The 22,717-nt window shown below is 60.6% G+C and carries 19 protein-coding genes and 1 pseudogene; 7 read left to right on the top strand and 13 right to left on the bottom strand.

What is annotated here, in order from left to right:
* Positions 1-84: 84 nt before the first annotated feature.
* The 3 genes from ACOYXI_RS02815 to ACOYXI_RS02805 all read right to left on the bottom strand — a co-directional run bounded on the left by ACOYXI_RS02815 (position 85) and on the right by ACOYXI_RS02805 (position 2,835).
* On the bottom strand, positions 85-1,371 hold the full coding sequence (locus ACOYXI_RS02815; protein ID WP_225138635.1) for an ATP-binding protein: 1,287 nt from the start codon (positions 1,369-1,371) through the stop codon (positions 85-87).
* On the bottom strand, positions 1,372-2,079 hold the full coding sequence (locus ACOYXI_RS02810) for a response regulator (RefSeq protein ID WP_027613172.1): 708 nt from the start codon (positions 2,077-2,079) through the stop codon (positions 1,372-1,374).
* Between the two features lie 147 nt (positions 2,080-2,226).
* Positions 2,227-2,835: a MiaE family protein gene (locus ACOYXI_RS02805; RefSeq protein WP_007965776.1), complete on the bottom strand. Its 609-nt coding sequence runs from the start codon at positions 2,833-2,835 to the stop codon at positions 2,227-2,229.
* Positions 2,836-2,994: 159 nt separating this feature from the next.
* Here ACOYXI_RS02805 and ACOYXI_RS02800 point away from each other — a divergent pair, with 159 nt between their 5' ends.
* On the top strand, positions 2,995-3,858 hold the full coding sequence (locus ACOYXI_RS02800; protein ID WP_098968255.1) for a universal stress protein: 864 nt from the start codon (positions 2,995-2,997) through the stop codon (positions 3,856-3,858).
* 102 nt (positions 3,859-3,960) lie between these two features.
* On the opposite strand, the gene ACOYXI_RS02795 is transcribed toward ACOYXI_RS02800, so the two are convergent.
* Entirely contained in the window at positions 3,961-4,431 is a 471-nt protein-coding gene (locus ACOYXI_RS02795; RefSeq protein WP_098968254.1) for a DUF1289 domain-containing protein, read from the bottom strand.
* A 467-nt stretch (positions 4,432-4,898) separates the two neighbouring features.
* Here ACOYXI_RS02795 and acnB point away from each other — a divergent pair, with 467 nt between their 5' ends.
* Entirely contained in the window at positions 4,899-7,508 is a 2,610-nt protein-coding gene (gene acnB / locus ACOYXI_RS02790) for a bifunctional aconitate hydratase 2/2-methylisocitrate dehydratase (protein WP_027613175.1), read from the top strand.
* 169 nt (positions 7,509-7,677) lie between these two features.
* On the opposite strand, the gene ACOYXI_RS02785 is transcribed toward acnB, so the two are convergent.
* From ACOYXI_RS02785 to ACOYXI_RS02770, 4 genes are all read right to left on the bottom strand, one after another.
* Positions 7,678-9,324: a SulP family inorganic anion transporter gene (locus ACOYXI_RS02785; RefSeq protein WP_461674271.1), complete on the bottom strand. Its 1,647-nt coding sequence runs from the start codon at positions 9,322-9,324 to the stop codon at positions 7,678-7,680.
* A gap of 80 nt (positions 9,325-9,404) precedes the next feature.
* Positions 9,405-10,685: an HAAAP family serine/threonine permease gene (locus ACOYXI_RS02780; RefSeq protein WP_027613177.1), complete on the bottom strand. Its 1,281-nt coding sequence runs from the start codon at positions 10,683-10,685 to the stop codon at positions 9,405-9,407.
* Positions 10,686-10,938: 253 nt separating this feature from the next.
* The gene (locus ACOYXI_RS02775; protein WP_171061925.1) at positions 10,939-11,109 is read right to left on the bottom strand and encodes a hypothetical protein; all 171 of its coding nucleotides are present in this window, start codon (positions 11,107-11,109) and stop codon (positions 10,939-10,941) included.
* Positions 11,110-11,158: 49 nt separating this feature from the next.
* Positions 11,159-11,419 (bottom strand): hypothetical protein, encoded by a 261-nt coding sequence (locus ACOYXI_RS02770; protein WP_461674270.1) that lies wholly within the window; start codon positions 11,417-11,419, stop codon positions 11,159-11,161.
* Positions 11,420-11,583: 164 nt separating this feature from the next.
* On the opposite strand from ACOYXI_RS02770, the gene ACOYXI_RS02765 reads away from it, so the two are divergent.
* The 5 genes and pseudogenes from ACOYXI_RS02765 (at position 11,584) to ACOYXI_RS02745 (ending at position 15,820) form a co-directional block, all read left to right on the top strand.
* Positions 11,584-11,967, top strand: coding sequence for a tautomerase family protein (locus ACOYXI_RS02765; protein WP_134786084.1), 384 nt, complete (start codon positions 11,584-11,586; stop codon positions 11,965-11,967).
* A 207-nt stretch (positions 11,968-12,174) separates the two neighbouring features.
* Positions 12,175-12,699, top strand: coding sequence for a cysteine hydrolase family protein (locus tag ACOYXI_RS02760; RefSeq protein ID WP_461674269.1), 525 nt, complete (start codon positions 12,175-12,177; stop codon positions 12,697-12,699).
* A 139-nt stretch (positions 12,700-12,838) separates the two neighbouring features.
* Positions 12,839-13,806, top strand: a pseudogene (locus ACOYXI_RS02755) (2-hydroxyacid dehydrogenase).
* Positions 13,807-13,962: 156 nt separating this feature from the next.
* Positions 13,963-15,030: a phosphotransferase family protein gene (locus tag ACOYXI_RS02750; RefSeq protein WP_461674268.1), complete on the top strand. Its 1,068-nt coding sequence runs from the start codon at positions 13,963-13,965 to the stop codon at positions 15,028-15,030.
* 22 nt (positions 15,031-15,052) lie between these two features.
* Complete coding sequence (locus ACOYXI_RS02745) at positions 15,053-15,820, top strand: SDR family oxidoreductase (RefSeq protein ID WP_461674267.1); 768 nt, start codon at positions 15,053-15,055, stop codon at positions 15,818-15,820.
* Between the two features lie 1,148 nt (positions 15,821-16,968).
* Here ACOYXI_RS02745 and ACOYXI_RS02740 read toward each other — a convergent pair.
* The 5 genes from ACOYXI_RS02740 to ACOYXI_RS02720 all read right to left on the bottom strand — a co-directional run bounded on the left by ACOYXI_RS02740 (position 16,969) and on the right by ACOYXI_RS02720 (position 22,615).
* Complete coding sequence (locus tag ACOYXI_RS02740) at positions 16,969-17,226, bottom strand: DUF1652 domain-containing protein (RefSeq protein ID WP_096795930.1); 258 nt, start codon at positions 17,224-17,226, stop codon at positions 16,969-16,971.
* 134 nt (positions 17,227-17,360) lie between these two features.
* Positions 17,361-18,857, bottom strand: a complete 1,497-nt coding sequence (locus tag ACOYXI_RS02735; protein WP_461674266.1) for a helix-turn-helix transcriptional regulator — start codon at positions 18,855-18,857, stop codon at positions 17,361-17,363.
* A 181-nt stretch (positions 18,858-19,038) separates the two neighbouring features.
* Entirely contained in the window at positions 19,039-19,932 is an 894-nt protein-coding gene (locus ACOYXI_RS02730; RefSeq protein ID WP_461674265.1) for a LysR substrate-binding domain-containing protein, read from the bottom strand.
* A 5-nt stretch (positions 19,933-19,937) separates the two neighbouring features.
* Positions 19,938-22,151, bottom strand: a complete 2,214-nt coding sequence (locus ACOYXI_RS02725; protein WP_461674264.1) for a xanthine dehydrogenase family protein molybdopterin-binding subunit — start codon at positions 22,149-22,151, stop codon at positions 19,938-19,940.
* Complete coding sequence (locus ACOYXI_RS02720) at positions 22,151-22,615, bottom strand: (2Fe-2S)-binding protein (protein WP_461674263.1); 465 nt, start codon at positions 22,613-22,615, stop codon at positions 22,151-22,153. The genes ACOYXI_RS02725 and ACOYXI_RS02720 overlap by 1 nt, the downstream gene beginning before the upstream one ends.
* Between the last annotated feature and the right edge of the window lie 102 nt (positions 22,616-22,717).

Here is a 22,717-nt window from a genome sequence, read left to right as displayed (position 1 = left end):
CGAGCAGGCTCACTCCTACAAGGGAATGCATTCCAAATGTAGGAGTGAGCCTGCTCGCGATAGGGCCCAACCTGTCTACACAAATCAGTCCAGATGCGCCCAGGTCATCCGGAACGACGCCCCACCCCACACTGATTCCCCGACCTCGACCTGCCCGCCATGAGACTGCGACACCCGCCGCACCAGCGCCAGACCCAGGCCGAACCCACCGGTACGCCGATCGCGACTGGCATCCAGCCGCGAGAACGGCTCGAAGATCTTCTCTCGACCTTCCACCGGCACACCCGGGCCGTCGTCGTTGACCCGCACTTCGTAGTAATCGCCGCTGCGCACCAGCGTCACCTCGACACGGCGCTCGGCATAACGAATGGCGTTGCGCAGCAGATTGATCACTGCGCGCGCCATAAAGCGCGGCTCGATGCGTACGGTGTCGAGCAGGCAATCACCAATCAGCAACTGCACCCCCGCCGCTTCCGCCTCCAGCGCCACACTGCCGACCACGCTGTCGAGCCAGTTGGCGGCTTGAATGTTTTCGCACTTGATCACCGTCGCGCCGCGTTCGAGGCTGGCGTAGGTCAGCAGCTCGGAGACCATTTCTTCCAGTTCGCCAAGGTCGGCGTACATGTCGGCGATCAGTTCGCGGTTCTGGCTGGCGTCCGGTTGCTGCTTGAGCTGGTCGAGTTCGAACGACAATCGCGCAATCGGCGTGCGCAGTTCGTGGGAAACCGCGTTGGTCAGCTCACGCTGATTGGCGATCAAACTCTCGATGCGCGCCGCCATCAGGTTGAAGTGTTCAGCCAGATCGCGAATGTTCGAGCGCTTGGACAGTTGAATGCGCACCGACAGGTCGTTGTCGCCAAAGCGCTCGGCGGCCAGACGCAGTTTTTCCAGATCGCGCCAGTGCGGACGCACCCAGAAAAACAACACACAGCCGATCAGCACGGCGATCATCAAGTAGGCACCGGCAATGTAGAACGGCATCAGGCTGGGTTCGGCGGGCAAGCGAATGCTGAGCAGTTGCGAGCCGCCGTCGATGGCTGAAATGTATTGGGTGTATTTGTCGCGGATCACCAGCAAGCCTTGAGCCAGCTCGGCTTTTTCCTCGTCGCTGAGCGCCAGTTGATCGGCGTCGACCAAGGTCAACCCCAGGCCATAGTGCGGGCGCAGGGCCTGCAATTGTTTTTCACGGGCCGGGCTGTCGAGGTTGCGCAGCAACTCCCCCAGCGTCCAGGCCTGACCACGCACCGCCTCGCGGTTGTAGTCCTGCATCTGATAGTCGAGCAAGGCATCGAACGTACGCTCGACAGTTTGCAGGGCCAGGACCAGGCCCACCGTCATCACCAGAAACAGCCCGAGGAATAACCGCAGCATCTACAGCTCCCACGCGAACGGATTGAACAGATACCCCTTGCCCCACACGGTCTTGATGCACACCGGTTCGCGTGGGTTGTCCTTGAGTTTGTTGCGCAACTTGCTGATGTACACGTCGACGCTGCGGTTGAGCCCGTCAAAAGCGATACCGCGCATGCGATTGAGGATGTCATCGCGGGACAGGGTCTTGCCGGCGGCGCTGGCCAGCAACCACAGCAGCTCGAATTCCATGGTGGTCATTTCGATGATCTCGCCGGCCAGACGCACTTCGCGACAGCTGCGATCGATGCTCAAGCGCCCAAACTCCAGCGCACTGACCACGCCGGCTTCCGGCATCTGCCGCCGCTGCAAGGCGCGCAGCCGAGCGAGCAGTACCGGCGGTTTGATCGGTTTGATCACGTAGTCGTCGGCGCCGGATTCCAGGCCGAGAATATGGTCGAGGTCGTCTTCCTTGGCGGTAAGGATGACAATTGGCGTGTCCGACACGCTGCGGATTTCCCGGCACACGTGCAGGCCGCTCTGCCCCGGCAGCATCAGGTCGAGCACCACCACTTTGGGCTGGAACTCGAGAAACGCGGCCACTGCCAGATCACCGCGATGCACCGCGCGCACCTCGTAGCCATGTTGTTCGAGAAAGTGCGCAATCAACGTGGCCAGACGCTCATCGTCTTCGACCAGCAGGACTTTGCCAAAACCCAGGTTATCCATAACGACCGTCTGCCAACCCATGTGTGAAGTGGGCGACAGTATGGCGGGATTCGTCGGCGAGGCGTTGTTTCGGCCAGCAAAAACCGGCCGCAGGGGCCGGTTTTCGGTGATATTTCATACTCTTAAGAGTTTTTAACAGTTTGTGTTTCAGGCCGCGGCCGGCACACCACTGTGAAAGCGGAATTCTTCATCCGGCGACTCGATCAGCTCCTGCTCGGCCGCACGCACCTTGTCGATCACCTGAGCGATGTCCTTCGCGTCGCCGTACTGGTAAGCCAGTTTCAGATAACCCTGAAAGTGCCGCGCCTCGCTTTTCAGCAGGCCGAAATAGAACTTGCCGAGTTCTTCGTCCAGATGCGGCACCAGCGCTTCGAAACGCTCGCAACTGCGCGCTTCGATAAATGCGCCGACCACCAGGGTATCCACCAGTTTCACCGGCTCATGGCTGCGCACCACTTTGCGCAGGCCCGAGGCGTAACGCCCGGCGTGCAACTGGCGCAGCTCGATCTTGCGGCGTTTCATGATGCGCATGACTTGTTCGTGGTGCACCAGTTCTTCCCGGGCCAGACGCGACATCATGTTGATCAGGTCGACGTGGGAATGGTACTTGGCAATCAGGCTCAACGCGGTACTGGCGGCCTTGAACTCGCAGTTCTTGTGGTCGATCAGCAGGGTTTCCTGATCGGCCAGTGCCGCCTGGACCCAGGCGTCGGGCGTGCGGCAGCCAAGGAATTCGTGGATTTCGGGAAGGATCATGGGGCTCACGGTAAAAGGTGTACGAGCAAAGGCCGCCGATTATACCGGCCTGCCCGCAGACCACCAGTCGCAGGCGTTGATATGTATCAAGTCGCAGGCGCATGAGCAGCAACTATAGTTGTGCAACGCCGTGCCTTTTCTTTGCTGGAGACTCCGCTCATGCAAGCCATTCGCAGCATTCTGGTGGTCATCGAACCCGAACATTCGGAAAGCCTGGCGCTCAAGCGCGCCAAGTTGATCGCCGGCGTGACCCAGGCCCATCTGCACCTGCTGGTGTGCGACCGCAAGCACGACCACGCCGGCATGCTCGGCGTGCTCAAAGCCGCGCTGCTGGCGGATGGCTACAGCGCGACCACCGAACAGGCGTGGAACGAGAGCCTGCATGAAACCATCATCGATGTGCAGCAGGCCGAAGGCTGCGGGCTGGTGGTCAAGCAGCACTATCCCGACAGTGCGCTGAAAAAGGCCCTGCTGACCCCGGCGGACTGGAAACTGCTGCGGCACTGCCCGACCCCGGTGCTATTGGTAAAAACATCCACTTCCTGGAAAGACCGGGTGATTCTTGCGGCCGTGGACGTGGGCAATGCCGATGGCGAACACCGGCATTTGCACACCACGATCATTGATCACGGCTACGACATTGCCAGCCTCGCCAAGGCGCATCTGCATGTGATCACGGCGCATCCGTCACCCATGCTCTCGGCAGCGGATCCGACCTTTCAACTCAAGGAAACCATCGAGGCGAAATACCGCGAACAGTGCAAAGCGTTTCAGGCCGAGTTCGATGTGGACGACGAACACCTGCACATCGAGGAAGGCCCGGCGGATGTGCTGATTCCGTTCATGGCGCACAAGCTGCAGGCGGCAGTGACCGTGATCGGCACCGTGGCGCGCACCGGGTTGTCGGGCGCACTGATCGGCAATACCGCCGAAGTGGTGCTGGATGCGCTGGAAAGCGACGTGCTGGTGCTCAAGCCGCAGGAGGTTGAGGATCATCTGGTGGAGTTGGCAGTGAAGCATTAAGGACTGCGGCGTTTGAAAGTCAGTCTTCGCGAGCAAGCCCGCTCCCACATTTGGAATGCAATCTCCTGTGGGAGCGGGCTTGCTCGCGAAGCTTTTTGATCTTCAGGCGCCAAAGACGTCCTTGAGGAAGCCAGGGGCGATGTAGCGCTGATAATGCGCTTCCGACAGCAGGAAAAATTCCCGATCAATGGCATCGCGCAACGCCGGCAGGTTCCAGTCGCGGAACTCCGGCAGCAACACCATCCCGTAGGCTTCCAGATTAATGATCACCCGCGCCCCGCGCGCAATCAGCTGATAGGCCCAGCAATATTCCGACTGATGCGGCACGAAGCGGATCTTGCGCTGTTCCAGCTGTTGGCGCAGGCGCGCCGAATCGAAGATCTCGACCTTGCTCGCCATCACTTGTGACAGCAATTGCTCCAGACGCAACCACACCGCACGCTTTTCCTCCTCGCCGTAACCATTCCAGTGGATCACTTCGTGGTGGAAACGCTTGCAGCCACGGCACACCAGATCTCCGTAAACAGTGGAGCAGAGGCCGACGCAGGGGGTCTTGATGGTCTGATTGGGCATAAATTGGCAAAACACTGAAACGCGGAACAGGCCGGCATGTTAGCCCTTTGTCGGGCATTGATCACCCCTCAAACGTCAGGGGCAAGCGCTGGCTCGCGGTTTGCCTCGCCCGCGCACAACGCCACCAAAGTCCAATAGAGCGCGACTTACCTTTAAATTTTTTTTGCCGTAGAATCAGCCAGCCTTTTAAGGCGCCAATGTCCGTTAGAAGCTGTTTTCAAAGCGTCACGAGCACAGTCGTTCCTTCAGAGCGGTGTTGGCGAAGGGTTTTTCCAGCGGGGAAAAGCCCAACGCCAACCCTCATCAGCTCCCCGTTCTGCAGGCGTAAAACTTTGAAAGCAGCTTCTGTAAGGAATTGCCGGTAATTCTGGCCAAACGACCCACAACGTCGTGCGGTGCATGAGTACGGCAATTTCGGGATGAGCGTCCCGGACACCCATTTGGGACCACTGATGAGGGTAATAACTGTGCTTGAAGCCTACCGCAAACATATCGAAGAGCGTGCAGCCCTGGGTATCGTTCCCCAGCCGCTTAACGCCGAACAAACTGCAGGCCTGGTCGAGCTGCTGAAGAATCCTCCGGCTGGCGAAGAAGCTTTCCTCGTTGACCTGATCACCAATCGCGTACCACCAGGAGTGGACGAAGCCGCTTACGTCAAAGCCGGTTTCCTGTCGGCCCTGGCCAAAGGCGAAGTCACCTCCCCTCTGCTGGACAAGAAGCGCGCTGTAGAACTGCTCGGCACCATGCAGGGCGGCTACAACATCGTGACTCTGGTTGAACTGCTGGACAACGCCGAGCTGGCGCCAGTGGCTGCCGAAGAACTCAAGCACACCCTGCTGATGTTCGATGCCTTCCACGACGTGGCTGAAAAAGCCAAGAACGGCAACGTTCACGCCAAGGCCGTGCTGCAATCCTGGGCTGACGGCGAGTGGTTCAAGAAGCGTCCTGTCCTGGCCGACAAGATCAGCCTGCGCGTATTCAAGGTCACCGGCGAAACCAACACCGACGACCTGTCGCCTGCACCAGACGCCTGGTCGCGTCCTGACATCCCGCTGCACGCCCTGGCCATGTTGAAAATGGCCCGTGACGGCATCGTTCCGGACGAGCAAGGCAAGACCGGCCCGATGAAGCAGATCGAAGAGATGCGCGGTCAAGGCTTCCCGATCGCCTACGTCGGTGACGTGGTCGGTACCGGTTCCTCGCGTAAATCGGCAACCAACTCGGTGCTGTGGTTCTTCGGCGACGACATCCCTTACGTGCCGAACAAGCGCGCTGGCGGTTTCTGCTTCGGCAGCAAAATCGCTCCGATCTTCTACAACACCATGGAAGATGCCGGCGCACTGCCAATCGAGTTCGACGTGTCGAACATGAACATGGGCGACGTGATCGACCTGTACCCGCACGCTGGCAAAGTCTGCAAGCACGGTACCGACGAAGTCATCACCACCTTCGAAATGAAGACCCCTGTGCTGCTGGACGAAGTCCGTGCCGGCGGTCGTATTCCGCTGATCATCGGCCGTGGCCTGACCGAGAAGGCTCGTGCCGAACTGGGTCTGCCGGCATTCGATCTGTTCAAGAAGCCGGAAGCACCGGCTGAAAGCACCAAGGGCTTCACCCTGGCGCAGAAAATGGTCGGCAAGGCGTGCGGTCTGGCAGAAGGCAAAGGCGTTCGTCCTGGCACCTACTGCGAACCGAAAATGACCACCGTCGGCTCTCAGGACACCACCGGTCCGATGACCCGTGACGAACTGAAAGACCTGGCGTGCCTGGGCTTCTCCGCTGACCTGGTGATGCAGTCCTTCTGCCACACCGCGGCGTATCCGAAGCCGATCGACGTGACCACCCACCACACCCTGCCTGACTTCATCATGACCCGCGGCGGCGTTTCCCTGCGTCCGGGCGATGGCATCATCCACTCGTGGCTGAACCGCATGCTGCTGCCGGACACCGTAGGTACCGGTGGTGACTCGCACACCCGCTTCCCGATGGGCATCTCGTTCCCGGCCGGTTCCGGTCTGGTCGCGTTCGCCGCTGCCACCGGCGTCATGCCGCTGGACATGCCGGAATCGATCCTGGTGCGCTTCAAAGGCAAAATGAAACCTGGCATCACCCTGCGTGACCTGGTTCATGCCATTCCTTACTTCGCCATCCAGAACGGTCTGCTGACCGTCGAGAAGAAAGGCAAGAAAAACGCCTTCTCCGGCCGCATCCTGGAGATCGAAGGCCTGGAAGGTCTGACCCTGGAACAGGCGTTCGAACTGTCCGACGCCTCGGCCGAACGTTCGGCTGCCGGTTGCACCATCAAGCTGTCGAAAGAGTCGATCACCGAGTACCTGCAGTCCAACATCACCCTGCTGCGCTGGATGATCGGCGAAGGCTACGGCGATGCGCGTACCCTGGAACGTCGCGCGCAAGCGATGGAAGCCTGGATCGCCAACCCTGAGCTGATGGAAGCCGATGCCGACGCCGAATACGCCGAAGTCATCGAAATCGATCTGGCCGACATCAACGAGCCGGTACTGTGCGCGCCGAACGATCCGGACGACGCCCGTCTGCTGTCCAGCGTGGCTGGCGAGAAGATCGACGAAGTGTTCATCGGTTCGTGCATGACCAACATCGGTCACTTCCGCGCTGCCGGTAAACTGCTGGATCAGGTCAAGGGTCAGCTGCCTACCCGTCTGTGGCTGTCGCCGCCGACCAAGATGGACGCTCACCAACTGACCGAAGAAGGCTACTACGGCATCTACGGCAAGGCCGGCGCACGCATGGAAATGCCAGGCTGCTCGCTGTGCATGGGTAACCAGGCACGCGTTGAGCCGAACAGCACCGTGGTCTCGACGTCGACCCGTAACTTCCCGAACCGTCTGGGCGACGGCGCGAACGTCTACCTGGCTTCGGCCGAGCTGGCGTCCGTGGCTTCGATCCTGGGTCGCCTGCCGACCGTCGAGGAGTACATGGAATACGCTGGCAAGATCGACAGCATGGCGGCCGATGTCTACCGCTACCTGTCCTTCGACCAGATCGCCGAGTTCCGTGAAGCTGCTGCGAACGCCAAGATTCCGGTCGTTCAAGCCTAACGTTACAAAGCAATAGAAAACGCCGCCCATCGTGAGATGCGCGGCGTTTTTTTATGCCTTGGAATACCGTCCCCTGTAGGAGTGAGCCTGCTCGCGATAGCGGTGTGTCAGATACATTTGTATCGACTGACACACCGCTATCGCGAGCAGGCTCACTCCTACAGGGGGGTTAAGTGTTGAGTTTGAGGGCTTGCCGGACCGCGCCATCAACGCTCAGCCCGCTAAGCGTCACGCCATTTGCTTGCACTTCAGGCAACACCTCCAGCACCGCCAGTGCCTCATGCTTGAGTCGCGCCAGAATCAGGCGCTTGCCCTCCTGATGCACCCGCAGGAAGAACTCCTGGATCGCCTCGATGCTGGTGCCGTCCAGATCCGGGGTTTCCTCCAGACTGAGAATCACCGTGTGCAGCGCCACGTCCGAATGACGAATCAAGTGCAAAGCTGCACCAAGAACTCGCTCGACGTTAGCAAAGAACAACGCCTCACTGGGCCGCACAATCAGCACTCCCGGCTCAGTCACCGCCGTTGGGTGACGCTGCAGATCGACAAAATCATGCCCGCCGTCGATCCGACCGAGCACCTGAATGTCCGCCGCCGACATCTGTTTGAGCATCAGCAACACGCTGATGGCCACCGACACCAGCAAGCCATCGAGAATGCCCAGTACCAGCACCGCCCCCACCGCGCACAGCACCAGCAGCCGATCCCGGCGCCAGACGAAATAGCGCCCCAGCGGCTGCAGACTCAAGCCCCGCGCCAGCGCATGAACCACGATGGCGGCCAGAATCGGCTCCGGTGTCAGGGCGATCCACGGCAGCACCGTCAGCACGATCACCAGCACCACCAGCGCCGCCACCCCACCGGCCCAGCGAGAAGTCGCGCCAGCGGCCTCGTTCGCCGACGTTGCCGAATACCCGGCCCCCGCCGGCATGCCATGGAACAATCCGGACAACAAGTTCGCTGCGCCGAGCGCCAGCAGATCGCGGTTGGAGGTCACACGATCACCGTGCTTGAGGGCGAACGAACTGATCGAGCCGTACGACTCGGCGTACAGAATCATCACCAGCGCAAAACCCACCTCCCCAAGCCGCAGCCAGTCGGCAAACGGCAGCACCGGCAGGCTCGGTACCTCCAGGCTCAGGTCGATCAAACCGATCATGTTCACGCCATACGCCGGAAGGTTCAGCCATTGCCCGGCCACAATGCCGATCACCACCACCAGCAAACCGCCAGGCACCCGTGGAAAACGCGAGAACAGTCCCAACAGCACCAGCGCCACCGCTGCGACGGCCGCCGCCGGCCAGTTCCACTGCGGCAGTTGTTCGAGCAGTTGCGGGGCGAAGCGCACCAGATTGGCGTCGATCAGGTGCACGCCGACCACGCTGGCGACCTGCTTGAGGATGATGGTCAGCGCGAGGCCGAAAGCGAAGCCGCGCAGTACCGGTTTGGCGATAAACGCAGTGACGCTGCCGAAACGAAAGATCCCCGCCAGCAAGAACAGCCCACCGGTGACCAGCACCAACCCGACCGCCAGCGTCGCGCGTAACTGCAGGTCGCCATTGGCCATGGTCGCGGTGGCCGCCGCTAGCACCGCCGCTGACGAAGACGTGGCCGAGACAATGGCAAAGCGGCTGGTGCCAAACAACCCATAGCACAGCAACCCGGCAAACAGCGCAATCACCCCGGCCTGGGGCGCCAGTGCGGCGATGGTCGAATAGGCGACCGCTTCGGGCAACAGCAGACCGGCAATCGACAGACCGGCGAGGATATCCTGCCAGCGATTGGGTGGCTCTACAGATTGGGGCGCGCTCGACAATCCACTGTCTCCAGACGAAAAAAAGCCGCTGTGCGTATCACGCACAGCGGCCACTGTAGCTGAGTCTCTGGCGCTTTGGCTTACGCCGTCAGCGAATAAATCACCGCCGAAATGGCCACCAGACCGACCAGGGTAACGAATACGTTCGACGCCTGACCGCGATAGCGCGCCATCGCCGGTACTTTACGAATCGCGTACATCGGCATCAGGAACAGGATCGCCGCAATCACCGGACCGCCGACGGCCTCGATCATCCCGAGAATGCTCGGGTTCAGGGTTGCAACGATCCAGCACACCACCAGCATGAACGCCGCGACTATGCGATCCAGCGCTTTGGCGCCCGGACGCTTGCCGCTCTTGACGATCAGGCCCTTGAGGCCTTCGCTGGCACCGATATAGTGGCCGAGGAACGACTTGGAAATCGCCACAAAGGCAATCAACGGCGCCGCAAAAGCGATGGCCGGATTGCTGAAGTGGTTGGCCAGGTACGACAGGATCGACAGATTCTGCGCCTTGGCTTCGGCCAGTTGTTCCGGCGACAGGGTCAGCACGCAACTGAAGACGAAGAACAGCACCATCACCACCATCAGCAGGTGGGCGCGGCAGAGGATCTGCGAGCTGCGCTGCTCCGCATTGGCACCGTAACGACGCTTCTGGTCCACCGCGAAGGCCGAGATGATCGGCGAGTGGTTGAACGAGAACACCATCACCGGAATCGCCAGCCACAGTGTGTGCAGCAGTGCCGACGGTGCCGGCACTTGCGAAGCGGTGGTGAGAATGCCGCCATTCCAGTGCGGAATCAGGTACACCGCGAGGAACAGCAACGCGACGATGAACGGATACACCATCAGGCTCATCGCCTTGACGATCGCCTGCTCGCCGCAACGCACCACGGCCAGCAGGCCGAGGATCAGCACGAACGACAGCAGCGCGCGCGGTGGCGGCGTGATGTGCAGTTGGTGTTCGAGGAAGCTGGCGACCGTGTTGGTCAGGCCGACGCTGTAGATCAGCAGGATCGGGAAGATGGCGAAGAAGTACAGCAGGGTGATCAGCGCGCCGGCCTTGATGCCGAAATGCTGCTCGACCACCTCGGTGATGTCGGCGCCTTCGCGACCGGAGAGCACGAAGCGGGTCAGGCCGCGGTGAGCGAAGAACGTCATCGGGAAGGCCAGCAGCGCGAGGATCACCAGCGGCCAGAAGCCACCCAGACCCGCGTTGATCGGCAAAAACAGGGTACCGGCGCCAATGGCCGTCCCGAACAGTCCCAACATCCACGTGGTGTCATGGCGATTCCAGCTCGACAGTTCAGCTGGTGCTGCCGCTTCATAGCGTGCGTCGACGCTATTGGCCTGATCATTCATCCGGTCGGATCTCCGCATTCCGGTCACTTGCCACTCGGTCAGGACGCGTCGGAAAAAACCGACAGACATGCTCCGGCCGAAACAGGGGCGCGATTCTCCGCGATAAATGAGCAGAAGCAAAGACTTAGCTGAGGAATGGTTGTGCGGAGCAGATCAGCGGGTTGTCGTTTTCGGGAAAATGGCTGTCGGCTCCGGATACGTGAGATGTCGTTTTCCGGCAAGTTTCAGCGACAATTCCACCGGCAAGACTTGATCAGATTGATCGAGCCAGCATGAATCCGAGTGACATGCAAAACAGGCCGAACACCAGCATCCCCCAGATTGGGTACATATCGCCCTTGTTTTTAATGCGCATTCTTTCAACGTCCTCATCGTATTCTCGATCTGCCCGTTCAATCATGGCCTGACGGTCAAATGTACTCATGGTGATTTCCTTTTTTAGAGAGGGGTCTGAATGGTACAAACGCAAACACTTAAACCTTGAGTGAAAGTCCTACTGCGGCTGCTGTTGCGGTCAACACCCCAGTGACTACCGCAAACGGATAAAAATACGTATCCCACCTCAACTTCTTTTCTTCCGCTATAAGCTTTTTTCTCTCGGCCGCCAGTTTCCGTATTTCACTCATTATCCTTTCGAGTTCCAGGTGTTCTCGATTGTTTTGAAGCATTTGCCTTCCTTGGCTGTTGGTAGTCACTGCCCAAGCTACTTTGTGCCTCCATGATTTCGCGTTCATCACCATTCCGGTAGCAGACGCATCCGCCAAACTCGTAGGCAAAATCCGCGAAAAACGTAGGTAGCCTCGTACAAAAACAGCGGCGAGTTCATCACCCTACACTTTCAATCTGGCCGACATGTTCTAGCGTGAGATCAGTCCCCTGCCTCACGGAGTCTCTGCCCATGCCCCTCGTCCGCGTCGAAATCAAAAAACACTCTGACCCCACCTTCGCCAAACGCATCGGCGAGCAGATCTACGCCGCCATGCGCAGCACCATCAACGTGCCGGAGCACGACAACTTCCAGATCCTCAACGAGCACGACGGCGAGCATTTCATCTTCGACCCGCAGTACCTGGGCATCCAGCGCAGCGATCGGTTGGTGATCATCCAGATCACCCTCAATGAAGGCCGGACGCTGGAGCAGAAAAAAGCCCTGTACCAGACCATCGCGCACAACCTGAACACCCAACTGGGCATCCGCCTGGAAGACGTGTTCATCAATCTGGTGGAAGTCAAAAAGGAGAATTGGTCGTTCGGCAACGGCATCGCTCAATACGCCAGTTGACAGCCCTTCGCCGCCGCCAGCATGATCGGCGGCATGAACCTTCGCCCGCTGCACCTCACCCGTACCACCACGACCGCCACCGGCGGGTCGTGGTGTTGCTGCCTGAGGTGAATCCAGCGCAGTGAACCCAAGGCCCCGCCAGCAATGGACGGGGCCTTGTTGTTTCTCCCGTCCGTGCGGCTTTTGCAGCCCTCAAGGAGAAACATCATGTCCGCAGCATTGTTGATCATCGATATGCAGGTCGGTCTGTTCCATGGCCCGGAAAAACCCCACGACGGCGAACGTGTGCTCGCCAACATCCAGCAGCTGATCCGCCAGGCACGCCAGCAGCACGTGCCGATCTACGCCGTACGCCACACCGGCCCGACAGGTTCGCCGATTGCCGCCGGCAGCCCCTTCTGGCAATTGCTGCCGGAACTTGACCTGAATGCCGAGTCCGACCACGTGTTCGACAAGTCCCGACCCAACGCCTTCCATGGCACCGATCTGGCGCAGCAGCTCAACACTAATCAGATTGACGACCTTTACCTGGTCGGCATGAAAACTCAGTTCTGCGTCGACGCCACCTGCCGCGCCGCTGCCGATCTGGGCTTCAAACCGTTGCTGGTGGCCGACGCCCACACTTGCATGGACACACCGGCATTACCCGCCCAGGTCATCATCGAGCACCATAACGCCACCCTCGGCGGAGCATTTGCACGGCTGATCAACAGCGCCGACGTGAGCTTCTGACGAAGCGCCCGCGCGCTCCCCGTTTCAGCTCCTACACTGGCTGAAGCGGGGCTGCGGCCACCATTGCCAAACCGCTCTGGAATCAGCACTCTGACACGACTTTCGCGACCACACCGTCATAGATCACAGGAGCCGCGCAATGCCCGCCACCGTTCTGGTACTGGTTGAAACCATCAATGACTATTTGCCGATTCTCGAGCATCAGGGCTTTCACCTGATCCTCGCACCAACCCCTGCCGAACGTGCGCAAGCCATCGCCAGCCACGGCGCACGGATCGACGCGGTGCTGACCCGTGGCCCGCTGGGACTGACCGCTGAGGAAATCGCCGCCCTGCCGGCGCTGAAAATCATCACCGTGATCGGCGCCGGTTATGAACACGTTGACCTGCAGGCTGCCAGCGATCGCGGGATCACCGTGACCAATGGTGCCGGGGTCAACGCCTCGTCGGTGGCCGATCATGCGATGGCGATGCTGTTGGCGCTGGTGCGCGACATTCCACGCTGCGACGCGGCGGTGCGCCGGGGTGAATGGCCGAAGATCATGCGCCCGTCGCTGGCCAATAAACGCCTGGGGATTCTCGGTCTGGGCGCGGTAGGCATGGCGATTGCCAAGCGTGCTCACCTCGGTTTCGACATGCAGATCAGTTACCACAACCGTCAGTTGCGCAGTGATGTGCCCTACGCGTTCTGCTCGACGCCGACCGAACTGGCGCGGGCCTCGGACTTTCTGATCGTCGCCACGCCGGGCGGGATTGGCACCCAGCATCTGGTGACTCGCCCGGTACTCGACGCCCTTGGCCCGAACGGTTTCATCGTCAACATCGCGCGGGCCAGTGTGATCGCCACCGCTGAGCTGATCAGCGCCCTTGAGCAACGGCGGATTGCCGGCGCCGCACTGGACGTGTTCGATCACGAACCGCAGGTGCCGGATGCGTTGAAAACCCTGAGTAATGTGATTCTCACGCCACACGTCGCCGGCCTGTCACCCGAGGCCACCCAAGGCACGGTGGAACTGGTGGAAAAAACCTCGTGGCGTTCTTCTCAGGGCAACCGGTGCTGACGCCCATCGCCCTGCCCCCCAGGCTCAACAACCAGCGCGTGCATTGAAAAGAGCCGGCAGCGCCCTGCTGCCGTACCTATTCGAAACGCTGATTATCCTGCAACACGCTAACCTATAAGACCGCTGCGCGCTTGTGGCCGCCCGAGTGCGCCATTAGATTAGCCAATGATGTCTGGCCTCCAAAATAAGCAGAAGGGATAAGCATGGCGCTTACTGACCAGTCCACCCGGATCCGCTCTGGCGAAGAACTCGATGCCAGCCTGATCGATCCATACTTGAAGGCGCACATTCCGGGCCTGACCGGCACCCCGCAGATCAGCCAGTTTCCAGGCGGTGCGTCGAACCTGACTTACCTTCTGGAATACCCGCAGCAGGAGTTCGTGCTGCGCCGGCCGCCGTTCGGCCACAAGGCCAAATCCGCCCACGACATGGGCCGCGAATTCCGCATCCTCAATCAACTGCTCGACGGTTTCCCCTACTGCCCGAAAGCCTACGTGCACTGCACCGACGAGTCGGTGATCGGTGCCGAGTTCTATGTGATGGAACGGGTCAAGGGCATCATCCTGCGCTCCGACCTGCCGCCAGAACTGGGCCTCGATGCGGCCAAGACTGAAGCACTGTGCAAGAGCTTCATCGACCGTTTCGTCGAACTGCACCGGGTTGACTACAACGCCTGCGGCCTCGGCGATCTGGGCAAACCTGAAGGCTATGTCGCCCGCCAGATCAAAGGCTGGAGCGAACGTTACGAAAAAGCCCTGACCCCGGACGCGCCGCATTGGGAGAAAGTCAAAGCCTGGCTCAACGACAAGATGCCGGCCGACCATCCGACCTCAAGCATCGTCCACAACGACTATCGCTTCGACAACGTGATCCTCGACCCGAACAACCCGATGCAGATCATCGGCGTGCTTGACTGGGAACTGACCACCCTCGGCGATCCGCTGATGGATCTGGGCAACACCCTCGCCTACTGGATTCAGGCCGATGATCCGGCACCGGTGCAACTGATGCGCCGCCAGCCGAGCCACGCCCCGGGCATGCTGACTCGACGCGAATTCGTCGATTACTACGCCGAACGCTCGGGCATCCAGATCGACAATTTCGACTTCTACTACACCTACGGCCTGTTCCGTCTGGCCGGCATCGTGCAGCAGATCTACTACCGCTTCTACCACGGCCAGACCCAGGACAAACGCTTCGCGCAGTTCATTCACATGAACAAACTGCTGGAGCACATGAGCCTGCAGGTCATTGCGAAATCGAGCCTCTGACGGCCCACACCAAGGAACCTTTATGTCCAAGACTCAGTTGTTCGACCTCGACGGCAAAATCGCATTCGTCTCCGGCGCCAGCCGTGGCATCGGTGAAGCCATCGCCAAACTGCTGGCCCAGCAAGGCGCCCACGTGATCGTCTCGAGCCGCAAGCTCGAAGGCTGCCAGCACGTCGCCGACGCGATCATTGCCGCCGGCGGCAAGGCCACCGCCGTGGCCTGCCACATTGGTGAAATGGAACAGATCAGCCAGGTCTTCGCCGGGATCAAGGAACAGTTCGGTCGCCTCGATATTCTGGTGAACAACGCGGCGACCAACCCGCAGTTCTGCAACGTGCTGGACACCGATCTGGGTGCGTTCCAGAAGACTGTCGACGTGAACATCCGTGGCTACTTCTTCATGTCGGTGGAAGCCGGCAAGCTGATGCGCGAAAACGGTGGCGGCAGCATCATCAACGTCGCCTCGATCAACGGGATTTCACCGGGCGTGTTCCAGGGCATCTACTCGGTGACCAAGGCCGCCGTGATCAACATGACCAAAGTCTTCGCCAAGGAATGCGCGCAATTCGGCATCCGCTGCAACGCCTTGCTGCCGGGCCTGACCGACACCAAATTCGCTTCGGCCTTGGTGAAGAATGACTCGATCCTCAAGCAGGCACTGACGCAGATCCCGCTCAAGCGCGTGGCCGATCCGAGTGAAATGGCCGGGGCGGTGCTGTATCTGGCAAGTGATGCATCGAGCTACACCACCGGGGTTTCGCTGAATGTGGACGGTGGGTTCCTGTCCTGATCTCTCTGACAACCCTGTGGGAGCGGGCTTGCTCGCGAAGTCGGAGTGTCAGGCAGCATTGCCTTGAATGACACACCGCATTCGCGAGCAAGCCCGCTCCCACAGGGGTTATCCGTAAGACGGTGACTTTGGGTAATTGCCTGACAAAGTGCACCGGCAAGCACCCCCACAGCACTACTGCGTGACACACCGGGTGGTGGTGATATGCCGAGTGACCTGCTCGTCAACATACATATCGCCCGACACCTGAGTGTTTTCCAGAGTCTGACAGGTACGCACCGGCGGTGGCGGCGGTGCAGCAGGAGGCGGTGGCGGAGGACTGGCGCAGCCGCTCAATAGCGCGACAGAGAAAGCCAGCGACAACGGCAGATACACGCGTTTCCCAGGATTATTCATAGGACGACCCGCGATGAATGGAAGAGCCACTTCCGCAATCGCGCACGAATACCGCGGATGACGGAAGACCTGACCACTCATTCTTTATAGCCGACCACCCTGTAAGCGCCAGTGAAATGGAGGGGGATAAGAGAATTGGCTGTCGATTTTGCGGGGAGTAAATCTGTGTGGGAGGGGTACATCAACAAGAATTTTTTTGACTGGAAGGCCGCCATCGCTGGCAAGCCAGCTCCCACAGGGGTTGAGTATTCCTGACTGAAATGGGTCAGCTGTCAGGCCGCCTTCGCGAGCAAGCCCGCTCCCACAGTTGGGCCGGGTGCATCAGCAAAAAATTGGTCGGCTGTCAGGCCGCCATCGCCAGCAGGCTGACTCCTGCAATTCAGAGAGCGAGCCCCCCATGCGGCGAAGCCGCCCCACTCAACACAATGAGCGTTAGCTCGAGTACCGCTTTTGATCTGAGGGCCCGTCGGCAGGCTGAGTGGAGGGATTTGTCCGGGGGTGGGAGCGCAGCGACCGTTTGGCGCAGCCAAACACAGCGAGAGGAGGTGCAGCGAAGCAAACCGTAGGCGCTGCCCCCCGGATGAATCCCGCAGCGAAGGAACCCGAGCCTAGGCGAGGGCCGAACGTCAGGGTAAAGCCTTTTTGGTTACTTTTTCGGCGTCTGGAAAAAGTGACCCGCCGTAAGGGCGGAACCCTAAGTGGCCGTTACCGCAGCAACGGATATACACCCAAAACAAACCAACACCAAAACCCTAGGCCATATCCGGATCCCGAGCAGCCCGCAAAGAATTGCTCTCCAACTCATAGCGCAACTCATCAACCAACGCCGCCACCGACTCCGGCGTACGCAACGCATTGAGCTTCAACCCGCTGATCACCAGATCCACCTGCCCCGAATCCGGGTGATACAACTTCACCGTCAGCGAATGATCCCCATCCACTGAACACTCGCACGCCAAGGGCGAAAAACTCTGTTCGAGGCTGGCGCGCAACTGCGCAAGATTCATCATGGAGCCTGTTCCTTTAGCTGTTTCGAAGGGAGACGATCCCAAGCCAACAGGCTCGTATCGCACCCCAACAGACTAAGAACTGCCCTATCTCACCAGAACCTGCATTTGCACCGCATCAGCTAGTGCATTTGCACCTACCGCTGACCCTTCGCGCCGCGCTCGCCAGAAAACAGACCACGCTCCCGCGCCCAGACAATCGCCTCGCTGCGACTGTGTACATCAAGCTTGGAATACACGGTCGCCACATGATTGCGCACGGTATTCGGCGCCAGTTTCAGGCGGGCGGCGATCTCCTTGTCGGCCAGGCCTTCGCAGATCAGCCCCAGCACGTCGCGCTCACGCGCCGTCAGGTCAGTGAACGACACGCTCGGCAGTTGCGGCGAGTTGACCTTCTTCACATTGGCCAGTTTTTCGATCAGCGTCCGGCTGAACCATGATGCGTCCTTCATCACCTCTTCAATCGCCGCCACCAGCTCCAGCTCGGTGCGCTTGCGTTCGGTGATGTCCATCAGCACCAGCAGATAGCACGGCGTGTCCTGAATATTCACGGTGTCGGCAGACACCGCGCACTCCAGCAGATCCGAGTCCTTCTTGCGCACCCGCACATCGACCCGATCCACTCGTCCGCTTTTCGCCAAGGCGGTCAGCAGTCGGGCCCGCGCACCATCGTCGTCAATGAAATTCAGCTGCGTCACGGTTTTGCCGACGACGTCGTCACTCTCGTACGCCAGGGTGTCGAGGAACGCCTGATTGACATCGATCACCTGCTGTTCGTCGGCGGTACAGATCAGAATCGGCACCGGAGTCAGGCGGAACGCCTTGGCAAAGCGCTCTTCACTCTGACGCAGCGCAACTTCGGCCTTGTGGCGCAGCTCCATGTCGACGAAGGAAAACAGCATGCAATCCTCATCATTGAGCACCAGAGGCTGCCCGGCGACGATCACTTGCTTGCTGCCGCCATCGGGCAGGCGCAGTTGAGCCTGCATCTGCGGAATGGTCGCCACATCGCGCAGGCGCTGGATCGCCAGATCCTTTTGCTCGGCCTGCTCGAAGATGTCGATTTCATAGGCCGAGGTGCCGATCACCTGCTCGCGGGTGTAACCGGTCATCTCCAGAAACCCCGGATTGACCTTGATGTAGCGCAAATCGCTGAGGCGGCAGATCACCGCCGGCGCCGGGTTGGCATTGAAGGTCTTTTCGAAGCGCTGCTCGGCGTTCGCCCAATCGGTGACGTCGCTCATGATCAGCACCAGTGACTCCGGCTGCCCTTCGCGATCAGTCAGGATCATGCTGCGCACGCTGTGCACCCAGACGTGCTCGGGATCATTCACGGCAGACACTTCGATCAGCACGTCGTTGAAGGCTTCGCAGCGTGCAGCGCGGCTGATCGGATAGTGTTCCGGGGGCACCGTATGATTGTTGCGATAGCGCAGGCTGAAGCGCTTGGCATACTCATCGGCATTAGTGCCCAGCTCACCGATCCGGCTGACACCGTGCATCGCCAGCGCCGCCTCATTGGCCCAGAGGATGCTCTGATCGAGCTCCAGCAGAATCACCCCGTCGGACAGCCCGGCGATGATCTGCTGCAACTGGCGACGGTTGGTTTCAGTGGTCAGGACTTCCTGGCTCATTGGATCTCCACAGGGAATTCGCGTGTGAAGATTACGACCGCAGGCGTTCGTGATCGTGCCGAACTCTTCAACAACACCACAAATCCCTGTAGGAGTGAGCCTGCTCGCGATAGCGGTCTGTCAGCCACATCAACTCTGACTGACACACTGCTATCGCGAGCAGGCTCACTCCTACAGGGGATCAATGGTGATCTGAAGTTTCCACCAGCTCGCGCAACGTATTGAGAAACAGCTTGAGCACCGGCGAGGCATCATCCGCCCGGTAAGTCGCATACAACGGCACCTCCGGCAGCGCCGGTGTCAGCTTGCGAAACACCAGCCCCGCCGGGGCCAACTGCTCGATCGAGGCCGGCAACAGCGCCACCCCGAAACCGGCGCGCACCAGACTGAGCAAGGTCTGCACCTCGATCACCTGCTGACGGATCTGCGGGGTGAAACCGGCCTGGATGCAGCACTGATAAAGGAAGTTGGCGAACCGCGACTGCTTCAGTTCCAGCGCGACAAACGGTTCCTGTGCCAGATCAGCCGGGGCCAGAAGCTCGCGGCTGGCCAGCGGATGATCGGCCGGCATCACCACATGAATCGGTTCGTAGATCAACAACTCGTTGCGCAGCAACGGATCGTCATAACCCACGCGGAACACGCAGGCATCGATACGTTTTTCCTTCAACGCCTTGACCTGCGCCGCCGGGGTCATTTCATGCAGGCGCCAGTTCACCTGCGGATAGCGCTCGCGAAACAGGTGCAGGGCTCTGGGCAGCACGCCGACCATCACCGAGCTGATCATGCCGATTTCCAGCTCGCCAAGCTGCCCGCGCCCGGTCTGGCGCGTCAGGTCCAGCGCCCGTTCCAGTTGTTCGAACACCAGCGGCGCCTGCTCCTTGAGCATCTGCCCCGCCGCTGTCAGTTCGACCCGGTGGTGACTGCGCTCGAACAACGGCGTGCCCAGCTCCTCCTCCAGCAGGCGAATCTGCTGGCTCAGCGGCGGCTGGCAGATGTGCAAACGTTCGGCGGCCCGGCCGAAATGCAGCTCATCGGCCAGGGCCATGAAGTACCGCAGCAGACGCAGGTCCATGGCGCTTACCCCAGACTCAGCGGCGTTGAGCGCTGGCGCACGCCGGTCAGCGCAAACAAGGCGTTGGCAATCGCCGGCGCCACCGACGGACTGCCCAACTCGCCTACGCCACCGGGCTTGCCCGGCTCGCCATCCAGCACCACGATGTCGGTGGCCGGCATGTCCGACATGCGGGTCACGCGGTAGTCGTGGAAATTGCTCTGCACCACCCTGCCCTGTTGAATGTCGAGGCGATCAAACAACGCATGGCCCAAGCCCCACATCAGTCCGCCGTAGATCTGCTCCTCGACCCCGCCCGGCGACACCGCCAGACCGCAATCGACCACGCAGGTCAGCTTCTCGACTTTCGACTTGCCATCGACCGTCGCGACCCGCGCCACCACCGCGATAAAACTGGTGTAACCCTGATTGGTCGCAATCCCCAACGCAGTGCCGGGCGGTAACGGCTGGCCCCATCCGGCGCGTTCGGCAGCCTGTTTCAGCACCGCCACATGCCGTGGCCGCTCCTGCATGTTGGCCAGACGGAACGCCAGCGGATCCGCGCCTGCCGCATGGGCCAGTTCGTCCATGAAACTCTCGACGGCGAACACATTGGGAATAAAGCTCACCGAGCGATACCAGCCGCTGGGCACATGGCTTTCGTGCTTGACCCAGTTCAACTCCAGGTGCGGCGGACGGTAGGCGAAGTCCCACGCGGTGATCGCTTCGGTGGTGCTGTAATCCATGTGATCCGGGCGTTCGAAATAGCCCGGCTCCCACTGCTCCGGCGAGGCCGGTGACACCGCGTGCAGTTGCAGTGCGTTGAGTTTGCCTTGGGCATCCAGCGCGCCTCTGACCCGGTGCAGCGTCGCCGGGTGATTGAACAGTGCGTGCATTTCGTCTTCGCGGCTGTTGAGCAACTTCACCGGCACGCCGGTCTTTTGCGCCAGATACGCCACCTCGAACAACCAGTATTTGGCCTCCCGCGCGCCGAAGCTGCCGCCGGACACCAGCTCATTGATGGTGACCTTCTCCTTGGCGATGCCGCATACGGTTTGCGCGGCTTCCAGCGCCGACGACGGTACCTGCACGCCGCCCCAATAAGTGATCGCCTTGTCCTGCACGTGCGCGGTGATGCAGATTGGCTCGAGCGGGTTCTGCACCTTGTACGGCATGCGGTAATCGGCTTCGATCAGTTGCGCCGCGTGCGGCCATTGCGCGCCGACATCGCCATGCGTCATGGCTTTGATGGTTTGGCTGTTCGGGTCGGAAATAGCGGCCGCTTGGGCCTTGGCCAGTTCCGCGCTGTCGAACCCGGCCAGCGGCGAATCGCTCCATTTGATCTCCAGCACTTTGCGCCCCTGCTGCGCCGCCCAGAATGTCTCGGCCAGCACCGCGACGCCTTCCAGATTGCCGCCGAGCACGTCCGGGCGCCCAGGGATTGCAAGCACCTGGCGCACGCCCGGCACCTGCAATGCCGCCGCCGAATTCACGCTGACGACTTTCGCCCCGACCACCGGCGCGCGCTGAATCACTGCCACCATCATCCCCGGCAACTGCACGTCGATGCTGTACTTGAAGCGCCCGCAGACCTTGGCCGCGGCATCGCGCTTGTGCCGCAGTTTGCCGATGTATTTGAACTGCGTCGGATCCTTCAGCGTGACACCGGCCGGCGCCGGCAAATGCGCCGCCACGTCGACCAGTTCGCCATAGCCGAGGCTGCGTTTGCTGGGCAGATGAACCACCCAACCTTCTTCGGTGCTGCAGCTGTCGGGGCTGACTTTCCATTGCTGCGCTGCCGCCGCGATCAGCAGCGCCCGCGCCGTGGCCCCGGCCATACGCAGGCGCTCGTATTCCAGCGAAACACTGGTGCTGCCGCCGGTGGAAAAGACTTTCCAGACCGGGTGAATGTAGGTCTCGAAGAACGGATCTTCCGGGGTGATGACCTGCACGGTCATCGGGTTCACATCCAGCTCTTCGGCCACACACGCGGCCAACGCCGTTTGCGTGCCGGTGCCGGAATCGTGTTTGTGCACCACCAGTTTCACTGTGCCGTCGGGGAAGATCCGCACCCAGGCGTTGGGCTCGAATTCGGTGGCCGGCGCTGGGGCTTTCGGGTCGCTGGCGGCGCTGCCGGATGGCAGGTACAAGGCAATCGCCAGGCCCGAAGCGACCGTCGCTGCCTGCTTGAGAAACACCCGGCGTGACGGTTCGATCAAGGTGTCGTCGCGCAGGCTCATCACGCCTCCTTCGGCGCATTCGCCGCACGTTTGATCGCTTTGTTGATCCGCGCGTAAGTGCCGCAACGGCAGATATTGCCGGTCATCGCATTGCGGATCGAATCGTCGGTTACCGTCGCGCCGGTGTTGAGCAGCGCGGCGGCGGACATGATCTGCCCGGATTGACAGTAGCCGCATTGCGGCACATCTTCGGCGACCCAGGCCAGTTGCAGCGGATGGCTTTCGTTCGGCGACAAGCCTTCGATGGTGGTGATGCTGTGGCCCGCGACGGCGGCCAGCGGCAACTGGCAGGAACGCACCGCGACACCGTCCAGATGCACGGTGCAGGCACCGCACAGGCCCATGCCGCAGCCGAATTTGGTGCCGGTGAGTTTCAGTTGATCACGCAGTACCCATAACAAGGGCATGGAGGGGGACGCCTCATCCAGCTCGCGTCGTTCGCCGTTAACCGTGAATGCGATCATTGTCAGGCTCCAAAAGAGCGGCCCGTCTTTGTGCGGGCCTGGTGACCGATTATTGGAAGCCCACGCAACACGCGGCCAGCGACGATTTCTGCCAACCGGTGT

The organism is Pseudomonas sp. G3-19 (genome assembly GCF_054855875.1).
Note: the sequence above shows the minus strand (reverse complement) of the source record. Positions and strands in the feature narration are given on the sequence as shown.

Excerpts from the sequence above, each read along its gene's own strand:
- ACOYXI_RS02750 (WP_461674268.1), top strand. The coding sequence starts at position 13,963 with ATGGCGCTTACTGACCAGTCCACCCGGATCCGCTCTGGCGAAGAACTC.
- ACOYXI_RS02745 (WP_461674267.1), top strand. The coding sequence starts at position 15,053 with ATGTCCAAGACTCAGTTGTTCGACCTCGACGGCAAAATCGCATTCGTC.
- ACOYXI_RS02735 (WP_461674266.1), bottom strand. The coding sequence starts at position 18,857 with ATGAGCCAGGAAGTCCTGACCACTGAAACCAACCGTCGCCAGTTGCAG.
- ACOYXI_RS02770 (WP_461674270.1), bottom strand. The coding sequence starts at position 11,419 with ATGAACGCGAAATCATGGAGGCACAAAGTAGCTTGGGCAGTGACTACC.
- ACOYXI_RS02805 (WP_007965776.1), bottom strand. The coding sequence starts at position 2,835 with ATGATCCTTCCCGAAATCCACGAATTCCTTGGCTGCCGCACGCCCGAC.
- ACOYXI_RS02775 (WP_171061925.1), bottom strand. The coding sequence starts at position 11,109 with ATGAGTACATTTGACCGTCAGGCCATGATTGAACGGGCAGATCGAGAA.
- ACOYXI_RS02760 (WP_461674269.1), top strand. The coding sequence starts at position 12,175 with ATGTCCGCAGCATTGTTGATCATCGATATGCAGGTCGGTCTGTTCCAT.
- ACOYXI_RS02815 (WP_225138635.1), bottom strand. The coding sequence starts at position 1,371 with ATGCTGCGGTTATTCCTCGGGCTGTTTCTGGTGATGACGGTGGGCCTG.
- ACOYXI_RS02740 (WP_096795930.1), bottom strand. The coding sequence starts at position 17,226 with ATGATGAATCTTGCGCAGTTGCGCGCCAGCCTCGAACAGAGTTTTTCG.
- ACOYXI_RS02765 (WP_134786084.1), top strand. The coding sequence starts at position 11,584 with ATGCCCCTCGTCCGCGTCGAAATCAAAAAACACTCTGACCCCACCTTC.
- ACOYXI_RS02720 (WP_461674263.1), bottom strand. The coding sequence starts at position 22,615 with ATGATCGCATTCACGGTTAACGGCGAACGACGCGAGCTGGATGAGGCG.
- ACOYXI_RS02810 (WP_027613172.1), bottom strand. The coding sequence starts at position 2,079 with ATGGATAACCTGGGTTTTGGCAAAGTCCTGCTGGTCGAAGACGATGAG.
- ACOYXI_RS02800 (WP_098968255.1), top strand. The coding sequence starts at position 2,995 with ATGCAAGCCATTCGCAGCATTCTGGTGGTCATCGAACCCGAACATTCG.
- ACOYXI_RS02795 (WP_098968254.1), bottom strand. The coding sequence starts at position 4,431 with ATGCCCAATCAGACCATCAAGACCCCCTGCGTCGGCCTCTGCTCCACT.
- ACOYXI_RS02725 (WP_461674264.1), bottom strand. The coding sequence starts at position 22,151 with ATGAGCCTGCGCGACGACACCTTGATCGAACCGTCACGCCGGGTGTTT.
- ACOYXI_RS02730 (WP_461674265.1), bottom strand. The coding sequence starts at position 19,932 with ATGGACCTGCGTCTGCTGCGGTACTTCATGGCCCTGGCCGATGAGCTG.
- ACOYXI_RS02780 (WP_027613177.1), bottom strand. The coding sequence starts at position 10,685 with ATGAATGATCAGGCCAATAGCGTCGACGCACGCTATGAAGCGGCAGCA.